The sequence below is a fragment of the Pseudoalteromonas xiamenensis genome, from assembly GCF_017638925.1.
GTDB classification, from domain to species: Bacteria; Pseudomonadota; Gammaproteobacteria; order Enterobacterales; family Alteromonadaceae; genus Pseudoalteromonas; species Pseudoalteromonas xiamenensis.
In genome coordinates, this window is record NZ_CP072133.1 from 1,292,585 (window position 1) to 1,303,864 (window position 11,280).

Sequence of the window (11,280 nt, forward strand, 5' to 3'; positions counted from 1 at the left end):
AAGCGCCATTTTTACAAAAAAGAGATAAATCATGAAAGCACTATTTCGAACGCTAGTATTGGGGTTAATGGTTGCCATCGCACCGACCGTCATGGCCGCTGATGGCGACGCTAAAGGTGGTCAATATAAGTTACTCGGTGATTGGCAAGTACATTACATCGCGTTCCCTTCCACCTTCATTCAACCCGCTATCGCCAAAGCCTACGGGCTTACGCGCGATGAGAAAAAAGCGATTATCAACATTTCTGTTTTAAAAAATCGTGAAGGAACACCTGCGCAACACGTGCAAATTAGCGGTACTGCGAAAAACCTTATTGGCAATGGCCCGACGCTTGAATTCAAAGAAGTCGTCGAAGGTGACGCGATTTATTACCTTGCGCAAATGGATTTTTACAACGAAGAGATCTATCGTTTTGACATCACCATTCGTCAAGATAACCAAGAACAGACTCTTAAATTTCAACAAAAGTTTTACGCGCAATAATCATGATTAAACAACTTGTTCTGGCTACGGGTAACCAAGGCAAAGTAAAAGAGCTAGCAAGCATGCTAGACGCATTCAATATCGAAGTGTTACCTCAAAGCACATTTGACGTGCCTGAAGTGGCCGAAACTGGCACGACGTTTGTTGAAAATGCCATTATTAAAGCTCGACATGCAGCCAAAATTACCGGATTACCCGCTGTTGCCGACGATTCAGGTTTGGAAGTAGATGCCTTAAATGGCGCGCCTGGTGTGTATTCAGCTCGCTTTGCGGGCGATGACGCAAGCGATGCCGACAACATCGCAAAGCTGTTGCAAGAATTGGGCGATAACCCTTCTAGAAGTGCACGTTTTTGGTGTGTATTGGTTTTCATGAAACATGCCGACGACCCAACACCTGTGATTTGCCAAGCCAGTTGGGAAGGCGAGATAAGCCTCACCCCCAATGGCCATGGTGGCTTTGGTTATGACCCCGTATTTTATGTGCCATCATTGGATTGCACGGCAGCAGACTTGAGCAAAGTGCAAAAAAATGCCATTAGTCATCGTGGTCAAGCTCTTAAACAATTAGCTGAAAAGCTCAAGGTAATGTCGTGAAATTACCTCCTCTGAGTCTTTATATCCATGTTCCGTGGTGTGTTCAAAAATGCCCTTATTGCGACTTTAACAGCCACGGTCAAAAAGGCACTATCCCTGAAACGGAATACGTCCAGCACTTACTGGCCGATTTGCAGCAAGATCTTCACTTAGTACAAGGGCGTAAAATACACAGTATATTCGTTGGCGGGGGCACGCCGAGTCTGCTGTCGGGTAAAGCTTACGATACCCTATTGAGCGAAATTGAGCGCTTAATAGGCTTCGAACCCAACATTGAAATAACCCTCGAAGCAAACCCAGGTACCGTAGAAAAAGATCGTTTCAAACATTACGTCACAGCGGGCATTAATCGAATTTCGATTGGTGTACAAAGCATGCAAAGCGATAAGCTTAAGGCTCTAGGCCGGATTCATGATGAACAAGAGGCCGTCAATGCAGCACATGAAGCTGAACAAGCTGGGTTAAATAGCTTTAACCTTGATTTAATGCACGGTTTGCCAAATCAAACGCTCGACGACGCACTATCTGACCTGCGAGAGGCTATTGCACTTAATCCCCCTCATTTGTCGTGGTATCAGCTAACTATCGAGCCAAACACGCAATTCGCCTCAAAACCACCCGTTTTACCAGAAGACGATATATTGTGGGATATTCAAGAGCAGGGTCAGCAACTTCTTGCTGAACACGGTTACGAGCAATATGAAATTTCAGGCTATTCGAAGAAGGGATTTCAGTGTCAGCATAACCTAAATTATTGGCGATTTGGCGACTATTTAGGCATTGGGTGTGGTGCACACGGCAAAATAACCTTGCCAGACGATAACCGAATTGTACGAACCGTAAAAGTTAAACATCCTCGTGGCTACATGGATCTCACGAAACCCTACATGGATTCGACGTGGGATGTCAGTGAGGAAGAGCGGCCATTTGAATTTTTTATGAACCGTTTTCGTCTACAAGAAGCCTGTCCAAAACAGGATTTCGAAGACTTTACTGGGTTGGCACTCGAATCTGTTCAACCGCTCATTGACGATGCGATAAAAAAGGAATTGCTCGAAGACATTGGTCATTCATGGTTGGTTACAATTAAGGGCCACAGATATTTGAATGACCTGCTAGAATCAATGGTTTAAAAACATGGCCAAGTTGGCAAATAACAACAAGGGTAAAACAATGCGTAAACTCACCTTTCTCGCTGCAGCAGTTAGCGCAGCGCTATTAGCGGGCTGTCAAACGACAAGCGAGTCGACAGCAAAAGCTCCAACCGTTGCGAACACACAACAAGTTGTTCAAAGTGAAGTAGAAAAAGCCAATGCGCTTTTTGAAGAGTCGTTTATGCGCGCGTAATGCGTAGCCCAATTTACCAAACTTACATGGGCATTAAACAAGACTATGATAAATGGGATGACGATACAGAAGCGCGCCGTTTAGAAGACTTAGAGCTGAACAAGAAAGATCTTGTGGCACTTTTAGCAATCGATCGCAGCAAGCTAGACGCTCAAACACAAGTAAGTTACGACTTGTTCAAGCAAAACCTAGAAGAAGAAATTGACGACTTCAAATGGCGTTTCCATGGTTATCCAGTCAATCAAATGTATGGCACGCACTCAAGTGTACCGGCATTTCTTATTAACCAGCACCAAATCAGTGACGTAAAAGATGCTGAAGCGTATATCGCTCGTCTTAATGGTATTCCAGCGGTATTCGACCAACTAATTGATGACTTAGAAACACGCGCAAACAAAGGTATTATCGCGCCAAAATTTGTATTCCCGCACGTAGTGGAATCAAGCAAAAATATCATTAAAGGCGCGCCGTTTGAAAAAGGTGAAGACTCGACACTACTTGCTGATTTCAAACGTAAAGTTAACGCTTTAGAAATTGCTGACGACGAAAAAGCAGCGCTAATTGCAAAAGCAAATGACGCGCTAAAAGCGGCAGTAAAACCTGCATACACAAAATTAATTGGCTACGTTCAGCAGCTTGAAAAACGTGCAGACACTCGTGATGGTGCATGGAAATTCCCTGATGGTGAAGAGTACTACAATGTTGCACTCGAGCGCACAACAACAACCAAGCTAACGGCAAAAGAAATCCATGAAATTGGTCTTTCAGAAGTGAAGCGCATTCACGAAGAAATGACGGCAATCAAAGATAAAGTTGGCTTCAAAGGCGACTTGAAAGCCTTTATGGAATTCATGAAGACTGACAAGCAATTCTACTTACCTGACACAGAAGAAGGTAAAGCAAAATACTTAGCGGATGCGACGGCGATCATCGACAACATGAAGTCACGCCTCGACGAGCTATTTATTGTTAAGCCTAAAGCTGACTTACTTGTGAAACGCGTAGAAGCGTTCCGCGAGAAAGCTGCCGGTAAAGCCTTCTATGAGCAACCAGCACCAGATGGTTCGCGTCCTGGTATCTACTATGCAAACCTGTACGCTATGGATGCGATGCCAACGTACCAAATGGAAGCATTGGCTTACCACGAAGGTATTCCGGGCCACCACATGCAAATCGCGATTGCTCAAGAGCTAGATAACATGCCTAAGTTCCGTAAGTTCGGTGGCTACACAGCTTACATCGAAGGTTGGGGTTTATATTCTGAGCTAGTACCTAAAGAAATGGGCCTGTATGCTGATCCGTATTCTGATTTTGGTCGCCTTTCAATGGAACTATGGCGTGCATGTCGTCTAGTTGTTGATACCGGTATTCACGCAATGAAGTGGACGCGTGAGCAAGGTATCGATTTCTACGTAAACAATACACCGAACGCAAAATCTGATGCAGTGAAAATGGTTGAGCGTCACATTGTCATGCCATCACAAGCAACGGCGTATAAAATTGGTATGCTTAAGATCCTAGAACTTCGTGAAGCTGCGAAAAAAGAACTTGGTAACAAGTTTGATATTCGTGAATTCCATGACGTAGTACTTAAAAATGGTCCAGTGCCATTAAACGTACTTGAAAACTTCGTGAATGAATGGGTTGCGAAGAAAAAAGCATAATTCAACACTTTGAATTACGCTAATGCAAAACCGCGGTCATGACCGCGGTTTTTGTTTTTTTTAAACGTCATGCCAAGCCAACCGAGCACTCTAGTCCTTAAGGTTAAACGTCGTGTTTGGGAGAATAATGTGAATGCAGACCCCCCCTTGTGGCAAGCTTTGCATTTTGATTTCACCTTCTAGCTTTTGCGTGACTAAGTTGTAAGTCACGCTAAGTCCGAGTCCGGTTCCCCCCTGATTTCGTTTACTCGTAACAAAGGGTTCAAACACCAAAGGCAGTAAATCTTTACTTATCCCGTGCCCATCATCTTTGCAATACAAATGAATATAATCGTTGACCACCTTCGCGCTGAGCGTAATGGCTAATGGTTTCCCCTCAATTTTGGCATGTTTGATACAGTTGTTGATGGTGTATCGGAATATCTGGTTGAACGCACTCGGATAGCTAAATAAGTAAAGATTATCTGGGATTTCAAGTGTTACGACATACTCGGGATCCAACAAGCTCGCTTTCGTAGCAATCGAGTACCCCTTTGATTAAACTTTTTAGGCTAAATTCAGATTTGCAGTCTTGTCGCTGATGTACGGCGACCTCTTTAAAATCATCGATCAAATTCGCCGTTTTCATCAAGTTGTTTTCAAGTAACGTCATTGCAGCTTCAGCTTCACTGATTAGTTCACTTAGCGTATGCTTTTTCAACTTTCCGCTGTCAAAGTCTTCACGCAACGTTTCCATTTTGCTTTTTAAATGCGAGTGACTGGTAATTGCAATGCCGAGCGGCGTGTTCAACTCGTGCGCAAAACCACTGACCATATTGCCAAGTCCCGCCATTTTGGCTTCTTCGATCAAACGCTGTTGTGCGGCGCTGAGTCGCGATAATAGCGTTTCAATAAATTCAAGCAACTCATCTAATTGATGCGATATTTGGGCGATTTCATCATTCCCTTTACTGTCAATTCTAAGTGAAAAGTCTTCATTTTTAGTCACTTTAAACAGTGTTTTATTGATGGCTAAAATATCGTTTGAGATTCGCCCATTGAGGTAATTGAGCAAAGCGTAATTTGCGGTCGTTATCACCACCATCAGCAGTAAAACCCACCAAATTAAGCGCTCAGTTTCCAACTGTGAATGTTGAATAAGTACTTCAGATAAGGCGGAGAGTTGCAAACGCATAGCTTGCTGAGCCAATTTGCTTTCACCTCGAAGTCCTTGATTGGGCGTCAGTCCTTGCTTTTGTAAAATTTCTACGTAGGTATCAAAGTTTTGTTTATATGTAACAAGTAAAGGTTGCAGAGTCTCTTTAGATTGTCCAAGTTTACTGACGTACGTACTTGTTTCCTCGATCAACTTTTCATGCATTTGCAAATAGACCGAGTCGAATCGCAACAGAAAATCTTTTTCCCGACGACGTAACTCTAAAATTAAGGTTGTAAGGCGCAAGTCATTGCTGTGTTCGCTTTCTCGTTGCAATGCGTGTGCCGCATCCCGAAATCGCCCATAGCGTCCACTTTGTTGATCAAATCCCACCAGAGCTTGTAATGACACCATTTGCTCGTACACCATTGCAAATTCATGCACACTTTTATCAAGCGCTTGGAGTCGCTCGAACAAGTATGGAATAGATTCAATTTCACTGAGTAAGCTCTGTTGTTGAAGTGAATAAGCCCCGACTAACGGTTTTATCTCTGCCACGCCGCCATGCAGTGTTCTATCAGTGATAAAGGCTGCTTCTTGATCTACAAGCTGATTGATGCTGTTTTGCAGCATATCCATTTTTCTCGTCATCGTGGCATTTTTAGCCATCTGTTCGTAAATTAAAACGCAACCGACAGTGATAACCAAAATACCAGCGAGTGCTGCTGATTTAAAAAAAATTAAAGACTGTTTTAATTTCACGCCCAACTCCTATCTTCCCCCAATAAGCGTAGCTGAGCCTGACTGTTTCTCCATTCTAAACAACAAAAAAGGCTGCAAATGCAGCCTCTCTAATCTCTAAAGTTCAATAGCTTAGCCTTCGTGTCGATGGCCTTTTTGGCGTTTTTCGGCGCGCATTTGGTGAAGCTCTTGCAATTTATCACGCTGTTCTTGCGTTAAAACTTGCAATACCTGATGACGTGCTTTTAACTGTTGAATATGCATTTCTAAACGCTCTGATTGCTCACCTTCCAAAATCGCTCGAGCTTTTGCCTCGTCAAATGTCGGGCTATTCATTAACGCTTTAAATTGCTCAGCATGGACACGACGGTCACCGCCCAATGAATCTCGTACTGTTTTGTTGTCTTCAAAAATCTTTTTGATTTGCGCTTTTTGTTCGTCACTTAGGCCCAATTTTTCAGCCAAGCGTGGTTGTAACAAGAACGCATCCGGTCCACCACGTTCCGGCTTTGCCACTGCGCCTTGCGCCATCGTTAAACCAACACCCACTAAAACGGCCAACATCACTTTCTTTGCATTCATCTCAACTCACCTTCTGTGTTTGTGTTGTATTTAAGCTTAACAAGCCGCTCGCAAAGTAGCGCAAAGCAATGTAAAGACTGTGTAAAGTTATGCCATTTTGCTGTCAACGAGGTAAACTGCTTCCAATCAAGACTCCATTAGGATGACCGTATGGCCTCACTTCTGCTTATCGATGACGACATCGAACTGACTGAATTATTGAGTGAATATTTAACTCAGCAAGGATTCGATGTGTCCGTTTGTAATAATGGTAAAGAAGGCTTACAAGTAGCCAAAAAGGAATCGTTTGATGTCATTTTACTCGACGTCATGCTTCCTGAAATGGACGGGTTTGAAGTACTCAAGGCGTTACGTACTCACATTTTAACCCCAGTTATCATGCTCACCGCGAAAGGCGATGATTTTGATCGGATCTTTGGTCTTGAATTAGGTGCCGACGACTACATACCTAAACCCTTTAATCATCGAGAGCTTGTTGCTCGCATCCGCGCTATTACTCGCAGAGTGGAGTTCTGTCAGCAACCGAGTACGTTGAACCAAAAGCTGCAAGTAAGCCACCTTAGCATGGATTTAATGTCGCGAAGTGTCCTTTGCCATGACAATCAAATCATCGTCACAGGCACTGAGTTTGAAATCCTTCATATGTTGTTGCAAAAACCAGGGCAAATTGTCAGTAAACAAGATATCTCGGTTCATGTGCTGGGTCGACGCTTAGCGCCTTTTGACCGTTCAATTGATATGCATGTCAGTAATTTAAGGAAGAAAATTCAAACGGGTACTCATAACCCCATTCAAACTGTTCGTGGTGTTGGCTATGTTTTAACGTTGGGTGATGATGCGTAACTTATCCTTACAAGTATTTTTATGGTTTTGGCTGACCATTTTATCCATGGTCCTTTTGATTGCGGCCTTTGGCACACTCCATTCTGATGAGCCTCCGCACTCGCCCTCTTCCTCCTCACATTGTTGATAACCTAGAACATTTGGCCAAAAATATGGAGCGTAAGGCCGACGGCTCAGAAGAGAAGTTAGCTAAATTACTAGAAACCACATCCTACGCGAAACATCGTTGGCTGTACTTGAGCCACCCGGATATTGATAAAAGTCTGAGCTCTCGTCCAAATGTTCAACGGCTTGATTTATCTCAGCTTTACTATGATACGCCTGCAGAGCCAATTTTGTATGTCACTGAACGGTTTAGCGCGCAAGGTCCTGCCGCCATTCATGTTGGCGAGACCACATACCAGTTGTATCAAATCATGCCTCATCGGGAACCCCCTTTTTGGATCCGAATGCGGATTATGCCGTGGTGGGAAAAGTTAATTGCTATCTTGTTGCCGAGCGTGCTGTTTAGTTGGTGGTTTAGTTTACGCCTAACAAAACCTATCCAAGTTCTGACTGTGGCAGCGAAGGAATTTGCACGAGGAAAACTTTCAGCTCGAGTACGGCACAAGTCACGCCCTCAATTTGAACTTGCGCAGCTCAGCAACGAATTCAATGACATGGCGCAGCGCATCGAAGACAGTATGACCACTCAGAAGCGGCTGCTTGGTGACGTCTCTCACGAACTTCGTTCGCCATTGACACGTTTGCTATTAGCGTGCGGCCTACTCGAATCAGGTTTAAATGAGCAGCAAACAAAGTATTTACAGCGCATTGTCAAAGAAGCGAACAGCTTGGAAGAAATGCTGCAAAATGTACTGACCTTATCGAGATTGGAAGGGCAAAACCAAATGCTCGAATTTTCGGTGCAAAGCCTGCGCAGTGTATTGCATGATGTCTTAGCTGATGCCAGTTTTGAGGCGCAATCCGCCAATAAAACACTTTCAGTGAACTGTCCAGAATCACTTGAAGTAAACTGCGATTCTATTTTATTTAGCAGCGCAGTTGAAAATATCATTCGCAACGCAATAAAGTACGCTAATCATCAAATTGAATTTACCGCTATCACGCAAAACGAGAATTTGGTTATCATGATCACGGATGATGGACCAGGTGCCAGCGAAGAGGTTTTACAAAAGCTCTGCGAACCGTTCTATCGTACCTCGGAGTCTCGAAGTCGAGACAGTGGTGGCATTGGTCTTGGACTTGCTATTGCACATCGTGCTGTGTTGGCCCACAAAGGTGAATTAATTTTATCTCAAGCAAATCCACATGGTCTTACGGCAACGATTACCGTGCCTTTGAATTCAAAATACATCGATAAAACAACTTAGCATTTATGACGACTCCTTTTCTTAGCACAGAAGCCGCGTTGGCGCAGAATACCTCGTCAATCGCCTCGTTTTGGAATTCAATGCAAAAGGGCACAATTCCCGTTAAAAAGGGCTTACATTGTTTTTACGCCTATGCCATCCCCAAGCATGCCAAACACGCCGTATTTGTTTGCCAAGGACGTATTGAGGCTGCACATAAATACCAAGAGTTGCTTTGGGAGTTATACCAAAATGGGTATGCGGTATTTACGTTAGACCATTTAGGACAGGGAAGCTCAAGTCGCTTATCTCAAGACCCGCACCTTGGCTACATTGACGACTTTCAAGACTATGTTGATTGCCTTGCTCAATTTTTCGCGCATGAGGCGATGCAGCCTTTCAAAGACAACATTATCATGCTCGCACATTCGATGGGCGGTGCTATTGCGAGTCTATTTTTAGCGCAATACCCAAAACACTGTAAGGCCGCCTTTCTATCGGCGCCAATGTTTGCAATACACACCCATGGAAAACCCATGTGGCTAGTCAAGTACCTCGCTATAGCTATGTGCAAGCTGGGCCTTGCCAAATCATACGCTTTAGGCCAAGGCCCCTATGCTCCTGTTGCGTTTGAGTTAAACGAGTTGTCGCACAGCCAAATACGCTACGAAAATTTCCGCGCACTTTATCGCCTGCATCCTCAATTACAGCTTGGCGGCATTAGCTATGGTTGGTTATCCGCCGCTCTTGAGGCGATGGCAAAGATAGCGGAGTTAACACTGACCTTACCCATCCACATCGTCAGCGCTCAAGAAGACACCATCGTCAACAGCAAAAGTCATCCATGTATCACTGCTCGCTGGCCAAATACGAGCGTTCATTCAGTACCAAACGCGAAGCACGAACTACTCTTTGAGCAAGATGTAATTCGCACTGAGGTTATGACGCGATTCTATTCGTTTGCTGCGACGGTATGTTCTGAAGATACAGGGTCTTGATGGATTAGTACGTCCATTTCGTCAGGGAATGCGGCTTCGATGGCACGCATTACCTCTACCGCGATTTGATGAGCATGCCAAAGCGGTAAGTCTTTAGGTAATTCAAGGTGGAGTTGAATAAATTTCATTTTTCCACTTTGCCGTGTTCTGAGGTCGTGCACACCAAATACTTGCTCATGCTCTGTCGCGATGCGCAAGATGGCCTCTTTTTCATCGTCAGGTAATTCTTTATCCATCAAATGATCAGCACTTTCTTTTGCTATCTCAAATCCGTTATACAACAGATAACACGATACCAATGCCGCAAAAATAGGATCTGCAATCATGTATCCCATGTCGCTTAGAATAATCGCAGCCAGTACAGCTAGATTCAGCAAAATATCACCTTTGTAATGAACTGAATCGGCTTTAATTGCAATCGATTTAGTGTGCTTAACAACATAATATTGCACAGCAACCAAAGCTAAGGTGCAGACAATGGCAAAAAGGCTGACAATAATCGCCGTTTGTGAATGTTTGATAGCCACGGGGTTTAAACCACGTTCAAAAGCATGGAACGCCAGCAAACAGGCACTCCCAGCAATAAAGGCCGCTTGCCCAAGTCCCGCAAGCGCTTCCGCTTTTCCGTGCCCAAATCGATGATCGTCATCCGCTGGTCGAAGCGCATACCCTAAAATCATGAAACTCATGAGCGATGCACTAATATCGAGTAAGGAGTCCGTCAAACTGCCAAGCATTGCTGCGCTGCCAGAACTCACCCAAGCCCAAATTTTTGTTAGGATCATCAAGCTGACCAAACTCATGGTTGCGTAGCCTGCAAGACGCACTAAACGTCGATATTTGTTACTCATTCCGCTTCTCATTTTTGCTCTTTTACGCTCTAGTGTAAGAGTTCAGACTCCAATTGACTAGCGTGGACAATAGGATAGTAACACAACGCAAACCTATTAAGCTGAAAAGGGATTCGGTATACTGCCAGCTGCAACAGATTTGGGGTTATCCATGTTAGATATCGTTCTCTATGAGCCAGAGATCCCGCCAAATACGGGAAATATAATTCGTTTATGTGCCAACACCGGTTATGCACTTCACCTGATTGAACCGCTTGGATTCGAATGGGATGACAAACGTGTACGCCGAGCAGGTCTTGATTACCATGAATTTACGGATGTGCAACGTCATGCTTGTTTAGAAGACTACTTGGCGGCTCGCCAGCCCAAACGTATTTTTGCCTGTACAACCAAGGGAAAACGTTTCCACCACGAGCCAGATTATCAGGCTGGGGATTGTTTACTCTTCGGCCCTGAATCTCGGGGCTTACCAGAAGACTTAATTTTCTCATTGCCCGAGGAACACCGCGTACGTATTCCAATGTGTCCGAATAGCCGCAGCATGAATCTATCCAATGCAGTCGCCGTGTTTGTTTACGAATCTTGGCGACAATTGGGCTTTCCAAACGCGCAATAAATTTTTACAGTTTCTATTTTGTAAAAAAGCCTAGCATTGACTAGGCTTTATTGTTACCAAGGAAGTTAAAC

Annotated in this window: 11 protein-coding genes and 1 pseudogene; 8 read left to right on the forward strand and 4 right to left on the reverse strand. The window is 44.1% G+C overall.

The window, feature by feature from the left end; all coding sequences use genetic code 11:
* The first annotated feature begins 67 nt into the window (after positions 1–67).
* From J5O05_RS06310 to J5O05_RS06325, 4 genes and pseudogenes are all read left to right on the forward strand, one after another.
* A complete protein-coding gene (locus tag J5O05_RS06310) occupies positions 68–484 on the forward strand; it encodes a DUF4426 domain-containing protein (RefSeq protein ID WP_244369958.1) in 417 nt (138 codons plus the stop codon).
* A 2-nt stretch (positions 485–486) separates the two neighbouring features.
* On the forward strand, positions 487–1,080 hold the full coding sequence (locus J5O05_RS06315; protein ID WP_208844063.1) for an XTP/dITP diphosphatase: 594 nt from the start codon (positions 487–489) through the stop codon (positions 1,078–1,080).
* Complete coding sequence (hemW, locus tag J5O05_RS06320) at positions 1,077–2,213, forward strand: radical SAM family heme chaperone HemW (protein WP_208844064.1); 1,137 nt, start codon at positions 1,077–1,079, stop codon at positions 2,211–2,213. Before J5O05_RS06315 ends, hemW begins: the two co-directional genes overlap by 4 nt.
* Positions 2,214–2,253: 40 nt before the next feature.
* Positions 2,254–4,091 (forward strand): annotated as a pseudogene (locus J5O05_RS06325) (DUF885 domain-containing protein).
* Between the two features lie 90 nt (positions 4,092–4,181).
* Here the strand turns inward: J5O05_RS06325 and J5O05_RS21735 are convergent.
* From J5O05_RS21735 to J5O05_RS06335, 3 genes are all read right to left on the reverse strand, one after another.
* On the reverse strand, positions 4,182–4,595 hold the full coding sequence (locus J5O05_RS21735; RefSeq protein ID WP_244369880.1) for a sensor histidine kinase: 414 nt from the start codon (positions 4,593–4,595) through the stop codon (positions 4,182–4,184).
* Positions 4,564–5,988, reverse strand: a complete 1,425-nt coding sequence (locus J5O05_RS06330) for a sensor histidine kinase (RefSeq protein ID WP_244369882.1) — start codon at positions 5,986–5,988, stop codon at positions 4,564–4,566. The genes J5O05_RS21735 and J5O05_RS06330 overlap by 32 nt, the downstream gene beginning before the upstream one ends.
* A gap of 111 nt (positions 5,989–6,099) precedes the next feature.
* Complete coding sequence (locus tag J5O05_RS06335; protein WP_208844065.1) at positions 6,100–6,549, reverse strand: Spy/CpxP family protein refolding chaperone; 450 nt, start codon at positions 6,547–6,549, stop codon at positions 6,100–6,102.
* A gap of 150 nt (positions 6,550–6,699) precedes the next feature.
* Here J5O05_RS06335 and J5O05_RS06340 point away from each other — a divergent pair, with 150 nt between their 5' ends.
* The 3 genes from J5O05_RS06340 (at position 6,700) to J5O05_RS06350 (ending at position 9,742) form a co-directional block, all read left to right on the forward strand.
* Positions 6,700–7,392, forward strand: a complete 693-nt coding sequence (locus J5O05_RS06340; RefSeq protein WP_208844066.1) for a response regulator transcription factor — start codon at positions 6,700–6,702, stop codon at positions 7,390–7,392.
* A gap of 86 nt (positions 7,393–7,478) precedes the next feature.
* Positions 7,479–8,765: an ATP-binding protein gene (locus tag J5O05_RS06345; RefSeq protein WP_208844067.1), complete on the forward strand. Its 1,287-nt coding sequence runs from the start codon at positions 7,479–7,481 to the stop codon at positions 8,763–8,765.
* A 5-nt stretch (positions 8,766–8,770) separates the two neighbouring features.
* Complete coding sequence (locus tag J5O05_RS06350; RefSeq protein WP_208844068.1) at positions 8,771–9,742, forward strand: alpha/beta fold hydrolase; 972 nt, start codon at positions 8,771–8,773, stop codon at positions 9,740–9,742.
* Here the strand turns inward: J5O05_RS06350 and J5O05_RS06355 are convergent.
* Positions 9,697–10,593 carry a cation diffusion facilitator family transporter gene (locus J5O05_RS06355; protein WP_208844069.1) on the reverse strand — a complete coding sequence of 299 codons (897 nt, stop codon included), beginning with the start codon at positions 10,591–10,593 and terminating at the stop codon, positions 9,697–9,699. The two genes, J5O05_RS06350 and J5O05_RS06355, sit on opposite strands and share 46 nt — an antisense overlap.
* A gap of 151 nt (positions 10,594–10,744) precedes the next feature.
* On the opposite strand from J5O05_RS06355, the gene trmL reads away from it, so the two are divergent.
* On the forward strand, positions 10,745–11,209 hold the full coding sequence (gene trmL / locus J5O05_RS06360; protein ID WP_208844070.1) for a tRNA (uridine(34)/cytosine(34)/5-carboxymethylaminomethyluridine(34)-2'-O)-methyltransferase TrmL: 465 nt from the start codon (positions 10,745–10,747) through the stop codon (positions 11,207–11,209).
* The last annotated feature ends 71 nt before the right edge of the window (positions 11,210–11,280 follow it).